Origin of the sequence: Streptococcus sp. HMSC074F05 (assembly GCF_001808725.1) — a bacterium.
Classification (GTDB): Bacteria; Bacillota; Bacilli; order Lactobacillales; family Streptococcaceae; genus Streptococcus; species Streptococcus parasanguinis_I.
In genome coordinates, this window is record NZ_KV794411.1 from 812,486 (window position 1) to 834,998 (window position 22,513).

The 22,513-nt window shown below is 45.1% G+C and carries 17 protein-coding genes; 1 reads left to right on the forward strand and 16 read right to left on the reverse strand.

Features of this window, described 5'->3' with window-relative positions:
* Window positions 1-86: 86 nt before the first annotated feature.
* From HMPREF2685_RS07690 to rexB, 3 genes are read right to left on the reverse strand one after another with little or no spacing between them, the layout of a single operon-like run.
* Window positions 87-404: a DUF4298 domain-containing protein gene (locus tag HMPREF2685_RS07690; RefSeq protein WP_070466237.1), complete on the reverse strand. Its 318-nt coding sequence runs from the start codon at window positions 402-404 to the stop codon at window positions 87-89.
* Between the two features lie 3 nt (window positions 405-407).
* Window positions 408-4,073, reverse strand: coding sequence for a helicase-exonuclease AddAB subunit AddA (gene addA, locus HMPREF2685_RS07695; RefSeq protein WP_070466704.1), 3,666 nt, complete (start codon window positions 4,071-4,073; stop codon window positions 408-410).
* On the reverse strand, window positions 4,070-7,336 hold the full coding sequence (rexB, locus tag HMPREF2685_RS07700; RefSeq protein ID WP_070466239.1) for an ATP-dependent nuclease subunit B: 3,267 nt from the start codon (window positions 7,334-7,336) through the stop codon (window positions 4,070-4,072). Before rexB ends, addA begins: the two co-directional genes overlap by 4 nt.
* A gap of 159 nt (window positions 7,337-7,495) precedes the next feature.
* Here rexB and HMPREF2685_RS07705 point away from each other — a divergent pair, with 159 nt between their 5' ends.
* Window positions 7,496-7,978: a glutathione peroxidase gene (locus HMPREF2685_RS07705; RefSeq protein ID WP_070466707.1), complete on the forward strand. Its 483-nt coding sequence runs from the start codon at window positions 7,496-7,498 to the stop codon at window positions 7,976-7,978.
* A gap of 301 nt (window positions 7,979-8,279) precedes the next feature.
* Here the strand turns inward: HMPREF2685_RS07705 and HMPREF2685_RS07710 are convergent, their stop codons facing one another.
* The 13 genes from HMPREF2685_RS07710 to HMPREF2685_RS07770 form a co-directional block, all read right to left on the reverse strand.
* The gene (locus tag HMPREF2685_RS07710; protein ID WP_070466241.1) at window positions 8,280-10,148 is read right to left on the reverse strand and encodes an ABC transporter ATP-binding protein; all 1,869 of its coding nucleotides are present in this window, start codon (window positions 10,146-10,148) and stop codon (window positions 8,280-8,282) included.
* Window positions 10,138-11,883 carry an ABC transporter ATP-binding protein gene (locus HMPREF2685_RS07715; protein ID WP_070466243.1) on the reverse strand — a complete coding sequence of 582 codons (1,746 nt, stop codon included), beginning with the start codon at window positions 11,881-11,883 and terminating at the stop codon, window positions 10,138-10,140. Before HMPREF2685_RS07715 ends, HMPREF2685_RS07710 begins: the two co-directional genes overlap by 11 nt.
* 385 nt (window positions 11,884-12,268) lie before the next feature.
* Window positions 12,269-13,414, reverse strand: a complete 1,146-nt coding sequence (locus HMPREF2685_RS07720) for an FtsX-like permease family protein (RefSeq protein WP_070466245.1) — start codon at window positions 13,412-13,414, stop codon at window positions 12,269-12,271.
* Window positions 13,415-13,417: 3 nt separating this feature from the next.
* Window positions 13,418-14,098: an ABC transporter ATP-binding protein gene (locus tag HMPREF2685_RS07725; RefSeq protein ID WP_070466246.1), complete on the reverse strand. Its 681-nt coding sequence runs from the start codon at window positions 14,096-14,098 to the stop codon at window positions 13,418-13,420.
* Window positions 14,095-14,670, reverse strand: a complete 576-nt coding sequence (locus HMPREF2685_RS07730) for a TetR/AcrR family transcriptional regulator (RefSeq protein WP_049486431.1) — start codon at window positions 14,668-14,670, stop codon at window positions 14,095-14,097. Before HMPREF2685_RS07730 ends, HMPREF2685_RS07725 begins: the two co-directional genes overlap by 4 nt.
* A gap of 148 nt (window positions 14,671-14,818) precedes the next feature.
* Window positions 14,819-15,742: an aldo/keto reductase gene (locus HMPREF2685_RS07735; RefSeq protein WP_070466248.1), complete on the reverse strand. Its 924-nt coding sequence runs from the start codon at window positions 15,740-15,742 to the stop codon at window positions 14,819-14,821.
* A gap of 97 nt (window positions 15,743-15,839) precedes the next feature.
* On the reverse strand, window positions 15,840-17,054 hold the full coding sequence (locus HMPREF2685_RS07740; RefSeq protein ID WP_070466250.1) for an ABC transporter permease: 1,215 nt from the start codon (window positions 17,052-17,054) through the stop codon (window positions 15,840-15,842).
* Window positions 17,051-17,944, reverse strand: a complete 894-nt coding sequence (locus tag HMPREF2685_RS07745) for an ABC transporter ATP-binding protein (protein WP_070466251.1) — start codon at window positions 17,942-17,944, stop codon at window positions 17,051-17,053. Before HMPREF2685_RS07745 ends, HMPREF2685_RS07740 begins: the two co-directional genes overlap by 4 nt.
* 11 nt (window positions 17,945-17,955) lie before the next feature.
* Entirely contained in the window at window positions 17,956-18,741 is a 786-nt protein-coding gene (locus HMPREF2685_RS07750; protein WP_070466253.1) for a DUF3169 family protein, read from the reverse strand.
* Between the two features lie 2 nt (window positions 18,742-18,743).
* Window positions 18,744-18,953, reverse strand: a complete 210-nt coding sequence (locus HMPREF2685_RS07755; protein ID WP_003002675.1) for a helix-turn-helix transcriptional regulator — start codon at window positions 18,951-18,953, stop codon at window positions 18,744-18,746.
* 13 nt (window positions 18,954-18,966) lie between these two features.
* Complete coding sequence (locus HMPREF2685_RS07760) at window positions 18,967-19,275, reverse strand: hypothetical protein (RefSeq protein WP_070466254.1); 309 nt, start codon at window positions 19,273-19,275, stop codon at window positions 18,967-18,969.
* 234 nt (window positions 19,276-19,509) lie between these two features.
* The gene (gene pheT / locus HMPREF2685_RS07765) at window positions 19,510-21,915 is read right to left on the reverse strand and encodes a phenylalanine--tRNA ligase subunit beta (protein ID WP_070466256.1); all 2,406 of its coding nucleotides are present in this window, start codon (window positions 21,913-21,915) and stop codon (window positions 19,510-19,512) included.
* Between the two features lie 67 nt (window positions 21,916-21,982).
* Complete coding sequence (locus HMPREF2685_RS07770) at window positions 21,983-22,513, reverse strand: GNAT family N-acetyltransferase (protein WP_024055668.1); 531 nt, start codon at window positions 22,511-22,513, stop codon at window positions 21,983-21,985.

Sequence of the window (22,513 nt, forward strand, 5' to 3'; positions counted from 1 at the left end):
CTTCCTGGATTGCTGAAATCATCCACTGGATAATTTCACCTAGCGTCCGCCGTCACCTAAGGAAAGATAAAATATAAAGAATGAATTCACCGTTCTTTGATCATTTTCGTTGCGATCTCCAAGAGTTCGACCCCCATCTGAAAATGCTCGTCTAACAAATCATAGACAGCATCTTCAGACAAGACACCACAAGGAAGATCTGCTGGAAAGTCAGCCTGATTGGACAAGTCCAAATCATCAAAATAGGCCTGACTACTATAATAATCGCGCAGTTGGATATAGCTTTCTTGATGCTCTCTTAGTTTATCCACTGCTTTTTTGGTTTCTTCCAAGGTCTTGGCATAGTCATTCAAATAACCTTCCATTCTTTGGATGCGTTCGATGTTTTCCTGTGCAATTGCCATGGTTTACTCCACTTTCACCACTTCTAGATGGGGGCCACCTAGAAGCACGAGATATTTTTCTACTTGTTCTTGGCCATAAGAACGACGAAGAGCTTCTGCATAGAGATCGAGCTGATCCCGGTAGCGTTCGACCAATTGGCTAGGAACCTTGTAGTGATCCGTCTTATAATCAAAGAGCAGGATCCGGTCTTCTAGCACCACGTAACCATCCAGGATCCCCCGCACGACGAAGTCCTCTCCACTGGCTGGATCTTTCTTCAGCATGGCAAAGGGAGCTTCGCGACGGACTCGTGGGGCTTCTTTTTGAAGCAAGGCCCCCAAAGGTGTCTCATAGAAAGCAAGGATGGCCTCTAGCTTGATGCGGGCTTTGACCGCTGGCTCTGCTTGAACTTGCTCCAAGGCTTGACGCAGTGTATCCAACGTGATTTCTTCTTCAAGCGGCATGCGCTGCATGAGTTCATGGACAGCACTACCGACTTGGGCTCCTGTCACGGCTTTTTCTTGACCAAAAGTTGGCAGCTCAAAGTCAGGCGTCATAGTCTTCGCATCCATGATCTGGACGCCATTGGCATCCATGACCGGCTCGTAGAATTTCTTGATCTGACTTGGTGTACGAACAATTGGTAAATGAATGGCCGGAGCATAGAGCTGATTGAGCCGATCAACATTTTCCAAGATATCCAAGGCCCGACGAATATCCTCTGACTGACGGACATCCTTGAGCTGATCAAGCCGGGAATCCTTCTCCTTCTCTAGTGGTTCCAACTGGTCTGGTGTCAGGTCTTCATCTGTCACAAAACGCGTGTCATAGGCCAGGGTATTTTTGGTAAACACATCTTGAATAGCAAAGAGCCAGTCCTGATAAGAGGTCCATTCTTTTCGCTTCTCTGGATCCAATTTGCCATTGCGACTAGTCCCCCAATCAGTATCACGCAGTTTGTCCTCCCGGCCTTTTCCGACAAGATAGAGCTTGAGCTCAGCCCGTGTCATGGCGACATAAAGAAGACGCATCTGCTCAGAAATCGTGGCCAATTTTGTTTCTTCCACATTGCGTTGGTAGCAAGGTGTTTCGATCTGCAGGCGAATAGTCTCTGGAGCAGCTGGATTTTCTGTCTCAACCGGCAAGTTCGCAACATATTTAAAGCCAATCCCTTTTTGACGACTGAGAATAATTGGCCCCGATTGATCCTTACGGTTAAAAGCCTTGTCCATATTGAGAATAAAGACATACTTGAATTCCAGCCCCTTACTCTTATGGACGGTCATGAGCTGGACGGCATCTTTTGGAGCCGCAAGAGGTACGCTAGCCAAATCGTGTTCATTTTCGATCACCTTGTCGATCATGGCAATGAAGCGCGACAAGCCCTTAAAGCTGGCCTTCTCATAATCATTGGCCCGAAGCGTCAAGGCATAGAGATTGGCCTGGCGCTGGGCCCCATTTGGAAGGGCGCCGACATAGTCATAGTAATAGCGATCCTCATAGATTTTCCACAGCAAATCATAGAGCGAAGAGGTCTTGGCAGCAGCTCTCCAAGTAGATAAAACCTTGAGGAAGTTCTCGATTTTAGCTGAGAGCTTGGCATCAATCAGATTTGCATGCTCTGCAGTTTTTTCAAGGGCTAACTGGACCTTGTGGTAGAAGGCCACTTGCTTTTGCTCTGGAAGGGTCTGCAAGGAAATCCGTGCCAATTCATCTTCATCAAAGTCAAACATGGGTGATTTCATGAGAGCAACCAAGGGATAATCATGCAAGGGATTGTTAATGGTCCGCAAGGTATCCAACATGACCATCACTTCCAGTGACTCAAGATAATGCGCCTGTCCGCTATCTGCCACAATCGGAATATGGTACTGGTCAAAAGCTTCCAGAATCGCATCATTTCGCGTTCGAGTCGCAGTCAAGAGCGTGATCTCTTTAAAGGGCACTTTTTCTACCCGATGGAGACGTAAAATTTCTTTGATGACCAGGAGAATTTCTCCCTTGGAAATCGTCTCTACTCCAAGAGGAGCTTCCTCGTCTTCGGTCTTTTCTTCCTGGTCTTGGGAGCCATCATAAAGCAAAAATTCTGCCCGATGTTGTGGCAAGGCCATCCGCTGCTTGTCGCTTCCTGCGACCAGATAGTGGGTTTGATTGTAGTCAATCTCGCCCACCTCTTCGTCCATCAAATGGCGAAAGACATCATTGGTCGCATCCAACACTTCCACATGACTCCGGAAATTTTCCTTGAGGAGGATCAACCTCCCTTTCGCCCCTTCTTCTTGGTAGGCTTTAAATTTATCATTGAAAATCTGTGGATCTGCCTGACGGAAGCGATAAATCGATTGCTTGATATCCCCCACCATGAAGCGATTGTGGCCATTTGACAACAAGTCCAACATCCGCTCTTGGGTGTGATTGGTATCCTGATACTCATCGACCATGACCTCATGATAACGCTCTTGAAAGGCTTGTCTCACCTCTGGGAATTGCTCTAAAATTTGAATCGCAAAATGACTGATATCCCCAAATTCATAAGCTTTTTCTTGGATTTTTCGCTCCAGATAAGCGCGAGCAAAGTCTCGGATAAAGTCCCGCAGCAAGGAGAGCATGGGGCCTTCTTCTTGGTGGAAGGTTTGTTGAAATTCCAGCTGATAGAGCTGATTGTCCAAGTCTCTGAGGCGGTTGATATGTATGGTTTTATCCTGGTTATAAGCCGTGACTAACTCTTTCAACTCTTCCTTACGAGCTCTATTGGTCAAGGCTCCCCCATTTGAAGCCCGACTAATCGCCACGACTGCCTTTAGGACAGAGGTCAGTTGCTCTTTATTGGTGGGACCTGTCAGGCTTCCAATTTGATCGAGCACCTCTTGCACCGCTTCCAAATATTTGGCCTTGCCAAATGCTTGGCCCTCATTGGACAAATGAAAGGCAAAAAAGCTTTCTGCCTCATAAAGGGCCTGCTGGATGCTCTCCATCAGAGCACCTTCAACCTGTTCAAAATCAGTCTCCTCATAACCTTTTAGGAAATGCTCCTCCAACCATTTCTCTGGATCACTGGTCGACTGAAGAAAATCATAGATCTGGTAGACCTGCTCTTTAAACAAGGTCAAATTTTTGCGCTGTCCCGTGAAATTCTTGACCATCTGGACAAAAGCTTCTTGATTTTCCCCTTGGTAATAGCGGTCAAAAACAGCTTGAAAGACTTCATTTTGTAAGAGACGTTGCTCACTGGCATTTTGTAAAATCCGAAACTGGGGTGTCAACCCAAGCAAATAGCCATAGCGCGTTAGGACCTTTTGGGTAAAGGAGTCCATGGTTCCGATATCGCTCGTTGCGACATCTGCGATTTGACGGGCCAGGTGTTGCTTGAGCTCTGGGTCATCGCTCGCTTGCAGGGCTTTTCCAAGTTCACTTTCCAAACGCTCCTTAAGCTCCCCTGCTGCCTTGACCGTAAAGGTTGAGATAAAGAGCTCCTTAATCGAAATGCCACGCTGCATCTGATCCAGTATCCGCTGCACCATGACAAAGGTCTTTCCTGATCCAGCAGAGGCCGACACCAGGATATTGGTCCCCGAACTATAGATGGCATCGATCTGTTCTGGCGTCCGCTTTTGCTCTTTGGTAGAAGCTGCCTCTTGGACCTGGAGGGCCTTGATTTCTTCTCTTGTCAAAAATGCTTGTTTGATCATTTGTTCAAGACCTCCTTCATCTTCTCGATCCAAGCGGCTTTCACCTTTTCACCGCGTATTCCTTTTTGGTCTAGTTTGGTCAAGAACCGTGCCTGACCGAGGTGACGATCCGCTTCAAATCCTGTGATGGATTTAAACTGCTCCACGAATGGTGCGATATTGCGCCCATTTTCACTATAGGGATTGATGGCAAATTGCCCCTTGAGGATCCCTTCTGCTGCTGTTTTATAGAGATAAGCGTTGTACAAGAGGAGCAAGTCCAGCTCTTCCTTACTCAGCATCATGGCCTTGTTTTTGTCATAGGCCTCGCCCAGATAAGGCGCCTGATCTGCCATAAAGAGCCCCTTGTACTGTTGACTTTTCATGGTTTGGTTGATGGCATCCTCTATTGTCTTGGTCTTTTTCAGATCCACTAGGGGATCTCCCATTTCCAAATACATGGCCCCGAAAATCCCCTGCTCCTCTTGGTATTCCTTCAAATCCTGAATCGCAGAGAGATAGGTCGGCAATTGAGAATTCAGTCCATTAAAGAACTTGTCATAGTGGAATTGCGTCAAGCTCGACTTGTAATCCACAACGCCAAGAGCTCCCCGATCACTTAACTGATCAATGCGATCCACCTTGCCTCGTAGCTGCAGGAGACGGCCATCGGACAATGGATAAGAGGTGTGGGTACTTCCACCAAAGAGGGTCTCCTCACCGATGGTCTCGATGCCATTTTGCTGGGCGAGGACACGCCCCGTTGTTTTCGCAGTATCAAGAAGCAAGTTGCGAATAAACTCGGTCTCTCCACTTTCTGTATACAATTGCTGAAACTCTGCTTCTTGGCTGGTTTCTCGAATCGCCTCATTTAAACGCCGATCAAAGGCTTGATCGGAACTATCTTTTAAGACTCGTTCAAAGATCCGGTGCAAGAAATTCCCATGACTACGAGCGTCTGGCCGGATGGTTTCATCCTCTTGTAAGCCCAAGACATAGCGCAGATAAAAGGCATACTGGTGCTTGTAGTATTCATTCAAGGCAGAAGCGGATAAGGTCAAGGCTTTGCCCTCTGGATAGAGCGCTTGAAGCGTATCCGACTGAAGCTGACGGCTCTTTAATTCCGTTGAAATCTGAGGAATCTGGATACCTTCAGCGGCTAATTTCTTGCGCAAGACCCGTACCGCCACACCCCAAAAGCTGGCTTCTTCAGGAGACAACTCACTCGTAATTTCTTCTTGATGGAGTTCGATCACGCGCGCTAGGAGGGCCCGGTAAGTCACGATATCATCACTCGAGGCTTGGGCTTGTTTGGTCGTCCACTCGATGGCAATAGGTTCCTTGGTCAATTCGACAAGGTAAGGAGAGACACTATCTTCCATTTCATTGACCAAGCTAGGGGCCGATAGGACCAGTTGGTTGGTCGCCGCATTGAGGAGCGAAACCGCCACAAAGCGATTCTTCTTGAGATTTTCGCTGGTCACCACCTGGAGCTCTGCTCCTTCTTGGGTGGCCTCATTGAGCTGCTGGCGCTCTTCTTCACTGAGTAGAGAGGTGTTCTGAGCAATCTTTGGAAAACGCTCCTGGGTCAGCCCGATCGCGTAGACATAAGGCGCTGTCAAGGGTTCAATCAAGTCATAGGACTGAACGGTCACCACATCGACCGTAGCAGGAACTGTCCGATATTGAGATAATTGCATCCCCGATAAGAGGAGGGCCAAAAAGTCATCCACTGTCAGCTCTTGGTCCTCAAAGACCACGTTCAACTCCTCTAAGACATGGAGAAAGGCCTTCCAGACCTGATCATAGCGCTCCTGCTCCTCCAAGGCTAGATCCTTGATCAAAGCTTGTAGATTCTGAGAAAGCTGGGCCTCTTGCAGAAACTCTGTAAAGGCGGTTAAGAGTTGGGTCACCTTTTGTTTGCGCTGTGAAAAGAAAGGGACTAGAGGTTCTACGACGCGTTCCCGGAGGTCATTGAGTGCTTCCAGATCAAACTTGCCCTGACGATTGCTAGTAAAAGGCTTGTGAAATTTTGTAGCGCCCTTTACGTCCGCAAAGCGAAGGTATTGCTCAAAAGCATCAACTTCTTCTTGCGTCAGATCACTATACAGACCCGTTTTTAACAAGTTGATGACGTCTTCCGTCTGGTAATTGAACTGCTTGATCCGGCCTAATGATTCAATGACCTGAATCAAGGGATGGTGGACCATAGCTTCACTTCGTCCCAAGTAAAAAGGGATCTGATACTGGTCAAAAATGGTCTTGAGCTGCAGTTGATAAGCTTCTACATCGCCTAACAAGACCCGAATATCCCGATAGCGGGCCCCATCATGAAGACGCTGACGGATGGATTTAGCGACAAATTCCAACTCTTCCTTTTGCGTATTGGTTTGCCAGAGTTGAACAGCGGTTCGATCTTGGTCCTCCAGCTCATCTTCCACTTGTGAAAAATCGTAGCGCGCTTCTAGCATGCGGGTAATGCGACTAAAGGAGTCTTCAATCGCTTGCCCACAATACTGAGGCTGAACCTCAAAAGTCTTTGCCAGCTGGAGGAGAAAGTCAACACTGGCCTGGTAAAGATTGCCCTCTCTAAAACTTGCCCGATAGGCTTTTTCACTGGCATAGACCCCGATGACAATCTCCACTCCTTTTCGGTGAAGGAGACCAATCAAAGCCTCTTCTTCCGCAGAAAAACGCGTGAAGCCATCGACGACGATCGCTACATCCTGTAATTGCTCTTCCAAGTGCCCTTCTTCGACCTGATTGAGGAAAAAGGCCATCTTGGACTGGGATTCATACCGGTGCTGGACCAGCATCTCAGAGACCGCTTCAAAAATCGCCAAGAGGTCCTCTCTTTTTTCAGCTTCCTCGAGCAACTCCAAATCGGTAAAATCCATCTGGGCCGTCTGCAATTCATGATAGAGCTGGACCAGTTGCTGGATAAACTGAGGATCCTTGCGCAGGGCCCCGTAAACTTTGAGATCCTGCTCCTTCATCTGGGAAAGAGCTTTAAAAAATAGCATGCCGAGACCGATGTCATCTAAAGGTTGCTCCTCAAAAACCTGATTCAGGATGAAATAACGGGCCATTTGCGCAAAGCGCGTGACGGCAATGGCAAAAGAAGCCTGACCTTCTAAATAGGATAAGACCTTGGCTTCTTTTTCAAAGGAAAGAGAGTTGGGTGCAATGTAAAACACACGCTTGCCCTTTTCTACTAACCCTACGGCTTCTTGTGTCAGGACCTGGGTCAAGGGGGTCCGAACATCCGTATAGAGTAATTTCATCCGATCCGTTCTCCTTTTGGCATTTTCTTGAGAGCTTGTTATCTTCTTATTATATCATTTTCACAGGAGGGACTAAAGCAAGAAGTCATGGTCCTCTTGCCCCAATTTTAGGACATTTGTGCTACAATAGAAGTTAAAGAAACAGAAAGGATGATCCCGATGACCAGCATTTATGATTTTTCTTTAGAAAACCAGAATGGGGAGGAGATTCCCCTTTCTCACTACCAAGGTAAGGTCCTCATCGTGGTCAATACAGCAACAGGCTGTGGCTTGACCCCGCAATACCAAGGACTGCAAGATCTCTACCTGCGCTACCAGGAAAAGGGGCTGGAAATCCTAGACATTCCCTGTAACCAATTCATGGGGCAGGCACCAGGAACTGCAGAAGAAATCAATAGTTTCTGCAGCCTCAACTACCAGACCACCTTCCCACGATTCGCTAAAGCCAAGGTCAATGGTAAAGAAGCCCTTCCTCTCTATGACTGGCTCAAAAGTCAAGCGGCTGGACCACTGAGCAAACGCATCGAATGGAACTTCTCAAAATTTGTCATCGACCGACAAGGCCAAGTTGCCCAACGCTTCTCCTCCAAAACAGAGCCAGCTGCCATGGAAGACTTGATCCAAGACTTACTTGAGAAATAAGCAAAAAGCCTGAAAGTGTAGTCAGGATTTTTGATGAATGGCTATTTATTTTCGAGACTTTCCGCTGTGAGAAAAGTGCCTGAAACAATAACGTTTCAGGCACTCAGGAATTTTGAGAGTAAAACAGTTTGGGAAACTGTTTTAGCCTGAGCCCAGAAATTAAAGAGCGAAGGGGCTCAATAATTAGTCATGGAACTTCTTCGAAGTTCGCTGACGTCCGTACTCACCTAAGGAAAGTTTCTAAGAAGTCATTATCCATAAGCCAAAAAAGGCTGAGCTAACGCTCAAGCTTTTTTTATTATTAATCAATTTCAAGTCCACCGGTGTACAAGCGGTAATAGGTGCCACGTTCTGCCATCAAGGAAGCATGGTTGCCTCGTTCGATAATGCGTCCGTGGTCCATCACCATGATGACATCGGAATTGACAATCGTCGATAGACGGTGGGCGATAACAAAGACTGTCCGACCTTCCATCAGGCGATCCATCCCTTCTTGCACCATCTTCTCTGTCCGTGAATCAATCGAAGACGTCGCTTCGTCCAGAATCAAGACAGGCGCATTGGCAAGGGCTGCACGGGCAATGGCGATCAATTGTCGTTGACCATTTGATAGGCCAGCCCCATCATCCGTCAAGACTGTCTCATAGCCCTGATCTAAGTGCTTAACAAAGGAATCCACATTGGCAATCCGAGCTGCTTCAAGGATTTCTTCCCGTGTTGCATCAGCACGGCCATAAGCGATGTTTTCCGCAATCGTACCAGTGAATAAGTGGGTATCTTGAAGAACGATTCCGAGGGAACGACGCAGAGAATCTTTCTCAATCAATTTAATATCGATCCCATCATAAGTAATCATTCCGGATTGGATATCATAGAAGCGGTTGATCAAGTTGGTGATGGTTGTCTTTCCTGCACCAGTCGCTCCGACAAAGGCCACTTTTTGCCCCTTATCCGCGTACAAGTTGATGCCATGAAGGATTTGTTTCTTCCCATCATAAGAGAAGTCAACATCATCAAAGACCACATTTCCGACCATTTTCACAAGCTGGTAATCCCCATTTGGACGAGGGTGTTTCCAAGCCCATTTGTTGGTTTTCTGATCGGTTTCGACCATTTCTCCATCGACCAGTTCATAATTGACCAACGTCACTTTTCCTTGGTCGACTTCTTCTTCTTCGTCCAAAAGATCAAAGACACGATCTCCACCAGCCAAGGCCATGAGGACAAAGTTCAATTGTTGAGAAACCTGGGCAATCGGACCTGTAAAGGAACGGTTCAATTGCAGAAAGGCCATGAGACCACCAATGGTTAAACCACCGACGCCGTTTAGCGCAAATAGTCCACCGATCAAGGCTGTCAGAACAAAGGAAACATTTCCCAAGTTCCCAAGAATCGGCATGAGGACATTGGCATAGCGATTGGCTAGATAAGAGGATTCAAAGAGCTGGTCATTGATCCGATCAAAATCTTCAATGCTTTCAGATTCGTGCACAAAGGCCTTGACCACTTTTTGACCAGACATCATTTCTTCAATAAAGCCGTTCTCAATCCCCAAGTTCTTTTGTTGGGCCCCAAAGTAACGACCTGATTTACCAGAAACATCCTTGATGATAAAGACCATGACGATAACCATGAAAAGAACAATCAAGAACAGGAGTGGACTAACCGTCAGCATGGTAATCGTTACCCCAAGGATGGTAATCGCTGAGGATAGAAGTTGAGGAATGGATTGTTCAATCGCTTGGCGAAGAGCATCAATATCATTGGTATAGATAGACATGATATCCCCGTGTTGGTGGGTATCAAAGTAACGAACGGGTAGTTTTTGCATGCGAGCAAACAACTGATTTCGAAGACTTCTAAGTGAGTCTTGTGAAACAGTCGCCATGATCAAGGTAAAGCCATAGTTGGCAAGTACCCCGATCAAACAGATCAAACCAACTCGTGTCAAGAAGGACAAGAGCGGTCCAAAATCATGGCTGTTGCTTGTCAGCATGGGCTCCACATAGACGTCGACCAAGGACTGAATCGAAGCTGTCACATTGACCGTCGCAAGTGACGATAGAATGATTAAGATAAAGGAAACAATCAAGGACACCTTGTAGTTTTTCCAAAGGAAGTCGAGCAGGCGAAGGATAGAGCCTAGATTTGCTTTTTTCTTAGTTTTCATCTGCTTCTCCTTTCCCTTGTGTTTGCATTTCATATACTTCTTGGTAGATGGCATTGGTCGCAAGCAATTCCTCGTGACGACCGATCGCATCGATTTGGCCATCATTCATCACAATAATACGATCTGCATCTTGAATAGAGGAAATCCGTTGACCAATGATGATTTTGGTAGTCTCTTTCAATCTGGTTGCCAATCCTTGACGAATCAAACTATCTGTCTTGGTATCGACCGCTGAAGTCGAATCATCCAAGATCAAGATCTTCGGATTCATGAGAAGGGCACGCGCGATACAGAGACGCTGGCGTTGGCCACCGGAGACATTAGATCCCCCACGCTCAATCATGGTGTCATAACCCTCTTTGAAATCTTGAATAAATTCATCGGCTTGGGCAATCTTACAAGCTGCGATGATCTCTTCATCTGTCGCATCCTTATTTCCCCAGCGCATATTTTCTTTAATCGTACCAGAGAAAAGGACATTGGTCTGAAGAACCATGGCCACTTGCTTACGAAGGGAATCCAGATCGTATTCTTTGACATCGTGGCCTGCTACTGTCACCCGACCAGACTCGACATCATAGAGACGAGGAATCAACTGCACCAAGCTTGATTTTCCTGATCCTGTTCCTCCCAAGATACCAATCACTTCCCCTGAACGAATAGAAAGATTAATCCCTTGTAAGACATGGGTCTTGTCGCCATTTTCATCGGTATAAGCAAAGGTCACATCCTCAAAGTTGATGGAACCATCAGCAACTTCTTTGATCCCATTTTCTGGAGAGTCAATCGTCGTTTTGGTCGTCAAGACTTCATTGATCCGCTCGACAGAGGCCATGGAAATCGACAACATGACAAAGATCATCATAAACATCATGAGCGACATGAGAATGGTCATGGTGTAGCTAAACATAGAAGTCAGATTCCCAGTGGAGAGTTGGCCACCAACGATCAGATGAGCCCCAATCCAAGAGATCAAAAGGAAAGAAGCATACATGGAAAGCATCATAGCTGGGCTACTCAAGACAACGACACGGATAGCCTTCATAAACATGTTATAAATCAAACGCGAAGCCTTCTTGAATTTAACCGTTTCATCTGCTTCCTTAACGTAGGACTTCACCACTCGCATATTGGTGATGTTTTCCTGAATGCTGTTGTTGAGATTGTCATAAGCTTCAAATACTTCTGTAAAGAGCGGATACACAATCTTCATAATGATGCTTAAGACCGCTGCCAAAAAGATGGTCACATAGACAAAGATCATGGCCATTTCCGGATTGATCAAGAAACAAGCCACAATGGCAAAGATCAAATTGAGCGGTGCCCGCACACAGATCCGGATGACCATTTGATAAGCATTTTGCACATTGGTCACGTCCGTCATCATCCGAGTAACCAGACCACCAGATGAGAACTGATCAATATTCTCAAATGAGAAGGTTTGAACCTTTTTGAAAATAGCCCGACGAAGGTTTTTGGCAAAACCAGCCGATGCATAGGCGCCATAACGGGCAGACTGCATCCCACAAAAGAGGGAGAGAAAGGCACAGACCAGCATGAGCCCACCGTAAAACAAAATATTGTTCATGTTTCTTTGTTGAACACCCTGGTCCAAAAGACTCGCCATGACAAAGGGAATCGAAATCTCAAACATGACTTCAAAGACCATGAACAAGGAAGCCAAAATCGAGGGCTTCTTAAATTCTTTGATCTCGGAAATTAAGGATCGAATCATTATTACCTCCAATGTTATTCATACTTTTTCCTGCGGTAGAAGCAAAGCTTCTTTCCATCGAAAATAGGTCAAAACACACAAAATTCCCTGAGGGAAAGACCCTAGGGATTACGCATTTTTTATAGTCTTCATTGTAACCTAAATTGCAAAAAAATGCAAGATTTTTAGACAGCATCCGTTTTTCTGTTTATCCAGTACAAAAGAGGCTGGGACAAAAGTCCTAGCCTCTCAATTATTTTTGGATTGTCGAGCAAGACGCAGTGGTTGAGTGGGCTCTACTACGCTGCTTTCATCAGCTTTTACAGTCCTACTCAACTGTGCGGAGGTGGGACGACGAAATCGAATTCTAACGAATTACCGATTTCTGTCCCACTCTCTCTTCTATTTATTCTGCTAAGAGCACTTCTTTGATGGTTTGTTTTTGGAGTTTTCTGTTGGATAGATAAAAGAGGCTTTCATAAACCACCGCAAAACCAAGCAAGGTCCAAAAGCACACATTCCCATCAAAGTGATGCTCAATCTTTTCAGGAACCGTATCTTTGATCACACCGATCAAAATCTCCATGATACCGTATTGGTAAACCGTCCCAAGAACAAATCCTAGATAAGCCCAGAAACGATAGGGAGCGAGAATATGACTTTGGCATTCACGATCGGTGTAGCCAAAAGCCTTCATAAGAGCCAAGGTTTCGCGGCTTTCTAAGACCACAATCCCCAATGACAAAAAGAGAATCGAGAAAGAGAGGATTAAGCCAATCATGATCATCATGGTTTGGATGATATCATCTGTGTAATCCCTGAGGCCAAAGGACAATTGAACCATGGCCGCAAAACACATGGAGCCAAAGACCACAAAAAACAAGATCGATTTTCTCCCCCAAATCAGTGATGAGGACAGCTCTTTTAAGAAGCCATTCTCTTTCTTAGGAACCCTCTTTCTCCTTTTGACCTTGATAGGACTTGGGGACTTTTTCAATAATCGAAGAGCCGGGGTTTGGAGTTGTCTTCTAGCATAACCAATCGCGAGAACCATAAAGAAGGTCGTTGGTAGCATTACCAAAGCAAGCAAGAGCTGCCAGTGAAAATGAATGGTGATTTCTGGCAGAATCCCCTTCTCATTTCGAAAGTCGTAAAAATGTCCCATCATAAGAAAAGAAGCAAAATAGCCAAGAAGCGCTCCAGCTCCAAAACTGAGTCCAAAGGCCCAAAACCGTTTCGCTAACTGGCCATTGCTGTAGCCCAAGGCCTTTAAAATTCCTAATTGTTCCTTGTGGTCATCGACAAATTGTTTGATATAAAAACACATGAGAAGGACCGACGTCAAGGACAAGACGACCCCACTGACCATGGCCACCATCCAGGAAAGCGAAACCTGGGCATCATAGTAGGTCTGAATCATGGGATTGGTTTTCGAAATCTCCAACTGCTCGATATCTAGGTAAAAATTCAAGAAGAGATTAGCCACAAAGACCGCACAGGCTCCAATGATACTGACGACAACTAATTTTCGAATATCTTTTACTGAAAACATGGCTTACCATCCAATCTCATAGGCAGTCTGAGGTTGATCATTGGACACAACTTCGGTAATTTTGCCACTATTGACACGAATGATGGTTCTGGCCATATCCGCAATATTTTGGTTGTGCGTCACCATGATGAGGGTGAAGCCCAGCTTTTCCTTTAACTTCCAGATATAGTCCAGAATCTTGCGCCCTGTTTCTTCATCGAGAGCTCCCGTCGGCTCATCTAAAAAGAGAATCTCTGGCTTTTTGGCCAAGGCCCGAGCAATGGAGACTCTCTGCTGTTCCCCACCAGACAATTCACTCGGATATTTGTCCAGCTTATCGCCAAGCCCCAAATCCTCGATGATCTGCAAAAAATCATGATTGTTTGCCAGGTCAGCCCCCATTTTTACATTTTGTCTGACCGTTAGATTCGGCAATAGATAATACTGCTGGAAAATAAAGGCAATCTTCTCCCGTCTAAAGGCCGTCAATTGAGCATCCGTGAGTTGAGACAAATCTTGTCCTTGAATGAGGATATGTCCCTCATCTACCTTTTCTAAGCCTGATAACACGTTTAAGAGAGTTGATTTCCCCGATCCAGAAGGGCCGAGGATAACCACATCATCCTGGTCTTGAATCTGCAAATCAATCCCCTTTAAAACCTTGGTTTGGCCGTAACTTTTGTGCACATTTTCTAGTTGAATCATTTCTTTCCTACCATTTCTTTGATGAGAGATTGACAAACCTCTGTCAGTAATCCAATCACTTCTTCCATGCCGAACTGATAAATACCAGAAGCAACCATAGAGGCCATCCCGTGTGAGTAGATAAATAGATGCTGGTACAAGCGACTAGCTTCCTCTACAGTCAAAGGATAGTCTGCAACAATCGAATCCAGAACCAATTGGTAACTATGATCCTTCATGGGAAGAAAATCTTGAAAGCGACGAATCGGATCTTTGCTAGGATTTTGGAAAAGCAATTGAAAAAGTTGGGGCTCTTTTGAGGCGAAAAGGATATAAGCAACCCCGACAGATCGGAAAGGCTTTTCATCTTCTAAGGCCTTGCGAATATACTCCACCACGACCATTTCCGCAGCACCAATAACCTCTGCTTGTAACTCAGCCATATTAGCAAATTGCCCAAAAATGACTCTCGGTGTGGCTCCCAGTTGTTCCGCTAATGCTCGAGCCGTTAAACTAGCCATTCCCTCTTCTCTCACCAATTGTAAAGCTGTCCCAATGATAGCCTCTTTACTGAATTTAACCTTTGGTGGCATAAGACTCCTTTCGCGCAACATTCGTTGCGCAACACTTGTTGCATAAAGGATATCATAAAAAAGAAAGACTTGTCAAGAAAAATCTGAAAATCACAAAACAAAAAACCAGACCACCGATAAGAGTGGAATCTGGTTTACTAACAAGATTCTAAGGCAAATCATTTCCCGTCGCCAAGTAGATTTGGTACCATTCCTTGCGCGTCAAAGTGACTGTTGCTGCTTTCCCTGCTTCAAGGACATGCTTGGGCTTGGTCGTTCCGATGACGGCCTGCACCTTACCTGGATAGCGAAGGACCCAAGCGAGGGCAATAGCTGTCGGTGTGACCTGGTATTTTTTCGCCAAGTCAGTAAGGACGTGATTGAGAGCCGCAAACTCTTCCTTACCGACAAAATTCCCCTTGAAATAGCCATGCTGGAGAACAGACCAGGCCTGAATCACCGTATCAGTTAAGCGACAATACTCAAAGACACTGCCATCTCGCACGGCTGCTTTAGGCCCTTCCATGTTGACATGAAAACCAGCTTCAAAGCTCGGTGTAAAGGCGGCACTCAACTGCAACTGGTTGACCTTGAGAGGTTGTTTGACAGCCGTCTTAAGCAATTCCATCATCATAGGATTTTGATTGGACACCCCAAAATGACGAACCTTGCCCGCTTGCTCCAACTGATCAAAAGCTGCTGCCACTTCTTCAGGCTCCATGAGGGCATCCGGTCGATGAAGGAGAAGACTATCTAAGCGCTCGATCTGCAGACGCTCGAGGATGCCGTCGACGGAGCCCAAAATATAGTCCTTAGAAAAGTCAAAATAAGTAAAACCGTCTTTGCGAATCCCACACTTGGACTGGATCCACATCTGGTCCCGTAGATCCCGACGACGCTTGAGAACCTTACCCAGGAGGACCTCACACTGGCCATCGCCATAGATATCCGCTAAGTCAAAAGTGTTGATCCCAATCGACAAAGCTGCCTCTACCAAGGCCTCCACCTCGTCTTCACTCATCTGACTGATCCGCATCATCCCAAGGACAATCGTGGATAGACGCTCATTTTCAGCAAACTCAATATAGTTCATGTCCGCCTCCTTTTCTGTAGTTCTATTGTAGTGAAAAGGCTTGCAAAAGTCAATTTGAAATCAAAAAGCCCTCAGTTGTAACTGAGAGCTTATCTAATTAGCGATAGCTAAGAGCACGTTTAATGGTCTTCCATGGTCCGAGGTCATCGGTCTGAAGGATCAGGCTCGCATAGATACGAGCGATGAGAACTGTTCCCACGATGGTAAAGAGAACTGCAATTCCCAATGAACCCCAAGATTCAAGACCAGTCGCATAGCCATTGATGGTACGGAAAGGCATGAAGAAGGTTGAGAAGAAAGGAATGTAGGAACCGATTTTCAATAAGAAGACGTCACCGGCACTTCCCAAGGTGGTTACCCCAAGGAAGCTAAAGATAACTAACATCATCAGTGGTGAAATCGCTTTTCCTGAATCTTCTGGTCGTGCAACTGTGGAGCCTAAGAAGGCAGAGAGCACCACATACATAAAGATCCCAAGGATAATGAAGAAGACGGTATTAAGCGAGATCGCTTCTGCTAGGTGTTGGGTAATTGGAGAGTTTGGAGCAAGAATATCCTTGACAACTGGGATATCTGCTCTAAAGATCCAAACAGCTACTAGCCCAACTACATAGACAAAAATATGGGTAAAAATCACTCCGAAGAGTCCGAGCATGCGTGCGAAGAAATAGTCGGTTGCTTTAATACTAGAGAAGACCACTTCCATGATCTTAGTTCCCTTTTCACTAGCCACTTCTTGGGCTGTGATACTCGAGTAGAAGATCAAAATCATATAAAGCAACATTCCTAGACCACCTGCAACCATGGTTTGCACCATTTTCAAGCCTTCTTTTTTCTCATCAATTTTTTCTTTGAGAGAAACCTGTTGAGACAAGGCTGTCAGCTGCTCTTTGCTTAGATTGGCACGCGCTAGATTGATCCCTTGTTGGACCTGGCTTAATTTCGCAGTGACAAGCGATTTTAAATCTGTTTTCATGGCTTGGTCACCCACATAAGTCGCTTCTAGCTGGCCATCTTTTTCATCAACCATTAGGTAAGCAGCTGCTTTCTCATCCTTAATGGCTTTTTTAGCTGCAGCTTCATCCTTGTAGTCCAAGGTCAAGCCATCGGTTCCTTTGAGGCTTTCTTTGACAGCTGGCACTTCTGTCACCAAGGCCACTTGGTTTTTGGCATCTGTAGAAGAACCTGTCAGATAACCGATTCCAATGCTCAATCCTAAAAAGAGGAAGGGACCGAAGACCATGAAGAGGAAACTCCATGATTTCACTTGTCTGATATAGGTTTCTTTCATTACGACAAACATCTGTTTCATACTTCTACTCCTGATTCAAGTTTAAAGATCTCATCAATAGTTGGGGCTTGGTGGTCAAAGGTTGCTAGGTAGTGGCCCTTGGTCAAGTGGTCAAATAATTCTGGACCAGCTGACGCATCATCCAAGATCAACTTCCAAGTCCCTTGCTTGGTCATGCTGACCTTGGTCACGTGTGGCAGAGCTTCTAGCTCTTCTTTGCTAAAGTCGTTAGAGACAAAGAGGCGAGTCTTGCCATAGCTATTCCGGACCTCTTGGACAGGCCCTGAAAGGACAACCGAACCATCACGGATCATTAGGATATCATCACACAATTCTTCGACGTTGGTCATGACGTGGTCAGAAAAGATAATGGTTGCCCCACGCTCTTTTTCTTCAAAGATGACCTGCTTGAGCACTTCTGTATTGACCGGATCCAAGCCACTAAAGGGTTCATCTAAAATGATCAATTTAGGCTCATGGATCAAGGTGATGATCAGTTGCACCTTCTGTTGGTTCCCTTTTGAGAGACTCTTGATCTTATCGGTCAATTTCCCTTTTACTTGGAGTTTTTCCATCCAAATCGGTAATTTTTCCTTAACCTCGGCGGTGCTCATTCCTTTTAAGGCAGCCAAATAGCGGACCTGCTCGTAGATGGTCAACTTAGGCATGAGACTCCGCTCTTCTGGCAAATAGCCAATTTCCTTGTAGGTCTCTTGGGTAATCGCTTTGCCACCTAGGCGAATCTCACCGCTGTAGTCCAAAAAGCGCAAGATACTGTGGAAAATAGTTGTTTTCCCTGCCCCATTTTTCCCAACTAAGCCAAGGATATGACCTTGTTGAGCTGTCAGATCCACTCCGAAGAGAACCTGTTTATTCCCAAAGCTTTTTTCTAAATTTCTAATTTCTAACATGGATGACTCCTTTACTCTTTATAATAACGTTTGGTAATTTTGTATTGTGAAATAAGGATATAAATATAGAGAATGGATACGACGAACAAAGCTAAGAGGATATCCGTTTTGAAGGCAACTCCAATGAGGAGGAGAGCAAGGAGAAGGCTCGGCAAGATATAATTGCTTAACTTAATCACCACTTCGAAATTTTCCTCGTAGTTTATCTGTTTTTCTGCCTCATCCATCATACTCATCATAAATTCACGCATTTCCTTGGCATCGGCATTGCGGGGAATCGGTTTCCCGTAAACCAAGTTAAAGGTCTTACGATAGAAGATACCCACTAGGAAAAATAGGACAATCAAGGCAAGAAAAAGATAGAGCATGGTAAAAGGTCCAAAGATAAAAGCCGCAGGTTTATCCAAATACACCAATTGAATATAAAAGATGATAACAAAAAAGTATGGCAAGATCATGATTCCTTTAAAGATGGTCGCTAACCCATACAGTTTTTCCTTCTGGATATCATAGTGATAAGCTTCATCCTCGTCTTCTATATGGAGAATCTTGTAATGAAGTTTACTTACCCGCATCAATAGGACCATCGTGATCATAAACACGACCAAGAATAAAACTACTGAGCCCAAAAGGAGCATCTCTTTACTAAAGAAGGATTGGATTTCTAGGGGCTTTTTGGATCCAAACATCACTGTCAAAAATCCGATGACTCCTCCGATCAAAAAGGAAACTGTGATGATTCCCACATTTCTCCAAAAACGGTAACGATCAGATCGTTCTTGTTGTCGCTTTTTCACTTTTATTCTTCTCCCTCTACTAGACTAAATACATTCTCCACCGGTTCCTTGAAAATCTGGGCGATGGTGATGGCAATGATAACCGAAGGGGTGTATTCCCCCCGCTCCAAGAGACTGATGGACTGGCGCGAGACCCCTGCTAGCTTAGCTAGCTCGGATTGGTTGAGCCCATCACGCGCCCTCAGCTCTTTCAGTCGATTTTTTAAGATCATGGCTTTCGCCCCCTTATAGTTGAATACCTTGAATATCTTCGATGCGGACTAATTTTGTCTCTCTTTGTTGTTTATTATTCACACGAGTCAGTTTGACCCAATCTTCGTCGATATCCAAAATTTCATACTCGAATCCAACACCACTCACTAAAACAGTGGCCGTTTGGCCTTTCAATTCTTCTAAAAGTCTAGACATGTCTTGATTTCCTTTCACTTGTTTTTCTAATCTTTTGATGCGTTTGTTCAACCTTTTTATCTTCTTTTCTGAGCTTGCATAAATGATAATCAGAAAAAGGATAAAAATAATCCACACGGCTCCCATAAGAAAACCTCCCTTTTTTCAACTAAAATCATTGTAACACTTCTTTTTCTTTTTGACAAGTATATTTTACAAAAAAATAAAAATATTTGTCAAAAATAGAAGAATGCTTGACATAGATATTTTGAGTACTTAAAGGAATTTCTCTATTTTAATAGGGTTTCAAAGCCTATAACTTGCAAATCCTGTAAGAAAAAAACAGCTGAGAAATTCTCAACTGTTTCATATTTTTACGATTTAACGCACTTCTGCGTCTACTTTTTCTTCAAGTGATGCTTGGATTTTTTCCATGTAGCGTGCGACTTCTTCGTCGGTCAAGCTATCTTCTGGATTTTGGAAGGTCAAGCTATAAGCCATGGACTTCATTCCGATACCCAGTTTTTCACCTGAGAAGACGTCAAAGAGTTTGATATCTGTCAAACGTTTCACGCCTGCAGCTTGGATGGCATCGACCACTTCTTGGTGAGTCACTTCTTCTTTGAGGAGAAGGGCGATATCACGGCTGACCGCTGGGAACTTCGTAATTTCCACAAATGGAGCAGCTGGTTGAAGGGCTGCTTCGATAGCTGAAAGGTTAAGCTCAGCCACATAAGTCTCTGGAATATCATAAGCCTTAGCTGTTACAGGGTGGACTTGTCCCAAGACCCCAATCACCTGGTCACCAAGTGAGAGCAAGGCTGTACGTCCTGGGTGGAGACTCTTGATTTCCTGTGTTGCTGTATAAGTCACTTCAAGACCCAAGCGAGTAAAGAGGACTTCCAAGATTCCCTTGGCATAGAAGAAGTCAACTGGAACAGCTGGAGTTTGGAAGTCTTTTTCAGCAACTAAGCCAGTCAAAGCAAAGGCAAAGCTATTGATTTCGTTTGGCAAGTCTTCTTTTGGATTGCCTGTCTGTTCAAAGACTTTTCCGATCTCATAGAGGGCCAAATCTTTGTTCTTACGAGCGACATTATAAGCTACAGTATCCAAGATTCCTGAGATCATATTTTGACGGAGGACCGAACGATCCACAGTCATTGGCCACATGAGCTCCGTTAAGTTGCTTGGTGCAGTCGTGAACTCCACTGCTTTTTCAGGAGTTGTCAGTGCATAAGTAATGATTTCAGTCAATCCAGCCCCTTCAGCGATAGTCCGAACTTGGCGACGCAATTTTTGAGTCGCTGTCAATTCACCTGCTGTCCCGTCATCTTTTGGAAGGGTTGCTGGTAATTTGTCATAACCATAAATTCGAGCAATTTCTTCAAAGAGGTCCGCTTCGATAGTGATGTCCCAACGGCGACGAGGAACGCTGACTGTGAAGCTTTCTGCATTTCCAGAAAGGCCAAAACCAAGACGACGGAAGACATCTTCGACATCCGCGTAGGAAAGTTCTGTTCCAAGGACACGGTTCACGTCTGCAAGAGTAGAAGAAACTTCTACATCAGAAGTGTCTAACTGGCCTGCTGAAACGATGCCCTTACGTACGGTTGCACCAGCCAATTCAGCAATCATACTTGCAGCTGCATCAAGGGCTTCATTAACAGTTGCCACATTGATGCCTTTTTCAAAGCGAGAAGATGATTCAGAGCGTAGGTTGAGGCGACCACTAGTCTTACGGATCGATTTGCCATTGAAAACAGCCGCTTCAAGAACTACACGAGTAGACTTTTCAGAGATTTCTGTAGCCTCTCCCCCCATGACACCTGCAAGGGCAACAGGTTTGTCAGCAACCGTAATCACGAGGTCACTTGTTTCCAACTCACGCTCTTCCCCATCCAAGGTCACTAATTTCTCACCTGCACGCGCTTCACGTACACGGATGTCATTTCCTTCAAAGGTATCCAAGTCAAAGGCATGCATGGGCTGACCAAAGTAAAGCAAGATATAGTTGGTCACGTCAACCACATTATTTATGGGACGGATGCCTTCATTCATGAGGAGGTTTTGCAACCATTGTGGACTTGGTGCGATGGTTACATTGTCCAAGATACGAGCTGCATAATAAGGAGCCTTATCTGTGTCGATGCTGACAGAAAGAGCATCCGCTGCAACTTGGTCTGTTTCTGTTAAAGTAAATTCTTTGAAGTTGACTGCCTTGTCATAGATGGCTGCTACTTCATGTGCTACCCCACGCATCGAAAGAGCATCTGCACGGTTTGGAGTGATAGAAAGCTCGATGATTTCATCATCCAAGTCTAGGTAAGAGAAGACTTCTTCTCCTGGAACAGCATCCTCTGGCAAGATTTGGATGCCATCCGCAAATTCTTTCGGTACAACTGAGTCAGAAATGCCTAACTCACCAAGTGAACAGATCATCCCAAGGGATTCCAAACCACGGATTTTCCCTTTTTTAATCTTGTAGTTATCTGCGATGCGAGCACCTGGAAGAGCCACCATCACCTTGATGCCTGCTCGCACATTTGGTGCTCCACAGACGATTTGACGCGCTTCTTCTTCCCCCACATTAACTTGGCAGACATGAAGGTGTGTCTCTGGCACATCTTCACAAGACAAGACTTCTCCGACGACAATTTTTGAGAGACCAGCAGCAGGAGATTCTACACCTTCTACTTCGATCCCTGTAGTTGACATTTTTTCAGCCAACTCTTCTGATGGCACATCCACGTCCACCAATTGTTTTAACCATTTATATGATACTAACATTATTCTGATCGTAAGATCCCACTTGGTGAGATCTTCTCAATTCCTTTCTCTCAATTTGGACCCACAATTAAGCTTGCGGATTCTCCTTCAAATGCTTGCGCAGCAACCAGTCGATATCCACAGCTTCCCCTGTGATAAAGTGGTGCTCGCTAAATCGTTCAAATCCGAATTGTTTGTAAAAGTTTTGGGCCTTAAAATTCCGTTCCCAGACACCCAGCCAGACCCAGTCAAATCCACGTTTTTGAGCCTCTTTTAAGGCAAAGGTAAACATTTCCTTGCCATAGCCCTTGCCATGATGTTCTTTTTTGACATAGATGCGCTGAATTTCAAAAGCATTGTCCATCTCTACTGGCTCCGTTTGTGCCTTGCCCCAGTTAAACTTGAGGAAACCACAAATTTCCTGATGGTGATCAAGGACAAAATAGGTCTCTGATTCCGGGTCTGCTAGGTCCTTTTGGATTTGCTCTAGCGATAAAACCATCTGGTAGTAATCTTCCATATCGGCATCAGAGTTGTAGGGACCAAAGGTATCCCCATAGGTTTCCACCTCTAATTCCCTTAAAATATGAAAATCTTTCGCCTTAACTTTTACTAACAT

Coding starts and splice junctions, on each gene's coding strand:
- pheT (WP_070466256.1), bottom strand. CDS start 21,915: ATGTTAGTATCATATAAATGGTTAAAACAATTGGTGGACGTGGATGTG.
- HMPREF2685_RS07690 (WP_070466237.1), bottom strand. CDS start 404: ATGGCAATTGCACAGGAAAACATCGAACGCATCCAAAGAATGGAAGGT.
- HMPREF2685_RS07730 (WP_049486431.1), bottom strand. CDS start 14,670: ATGCCACCAAAGGTTAAATTCAGTAAAGAGGCTATCATTGGGACAGCT.
- addA (WP_070466704.1), bottom strand. CDS start 4,073: ATGATCAAACAAGCATTTTTGACAAGAGAAGAAATCAAGGCCCTCCAG.
- HMPREF2685_RS07760 (WP_070466254.1), bottom strand. CDS start 19,275: ATGGGAGCCGTGTGGATTATTTTTATCCTTTTTCTGATTATCATTTAT.
- HMPREF2685_RS07755 (WP_003002675.1), bottom strand. CDS start 18,953: ATGATCTTAAAAAATCGACTGAAAGAGCTGAGGGCGCGTGATGGGCTC.
- HMPREF2685_RS07725 (WP_070466246.1), bottom strand. CDS start 14,098: ATGATTCAACTAGAAAATGTGCACAAAAGTTACGGCCAAACCAAGGTT.
- HMPREF2685_RS07715 (WP_070466243.1), bottom strand. CDS start 11,883: ATGATTCGATCCTTAATTTCCGAGATCAAAGAATTTAAGAAGCCCTCG.
- HMPREF2685_RS07740 (WP_070466250.1), bottom strand. CDS start 17,054: ATGAAACAGATGTTTGTCGTAATGAAAGAAACCTATATCAGACAAGTG.
- HMPREF2685_RS07770 (WP_024055668.1), bottom strand. CDS start 22,513: ATGTTAGTAAAAGTTAAGGCGAAAGATTTTCATATTTTAAGGGAATTA.
- HMPREF2685_RS07710 (WP_070466241.1), bottom strand. CDS start 10,148: ATGAAAACTAAGAAAAAAGCAAATCTAGGCTCTATCCTTCGCCTGCTC.
- HMPREF2685_RS07705 (WP_070466707.1), top strand. CDS start 7,496: ATGACCAGCATTTATGATTTTTCTTTAGAAAACCAGAATGGGGAGGAG.
- rexB (WP_070466239.1), bottom strand. CDS start 7,336: ATGAAATTACTCTATACGGATGTTCGGACCCCCTTGACCCAGGTCCTG.
- HMPREF2685_RS07720 (WP_070466245.1), bottom strand. CDS start 13,414: ATGTTTTCAGTAAAAGATATTCGAAAATTAGTTGTCGTCAGTATCATT.
- HMPREF2685_RS07735 (WP_070466248.1), bottom strand. CDS start 15,742: ATGAACTATATTGAGTTTGCTGAAAATGAGCGTCTATCCACGATTGTC.
- HMPREF2685_RS07745 (WP_070466251.1), bottom strand. CDS start 17,944: ATGTTAGAAATTAGAAATTTAGAAAAAAGCTTTGGGAATAAACAGGTT.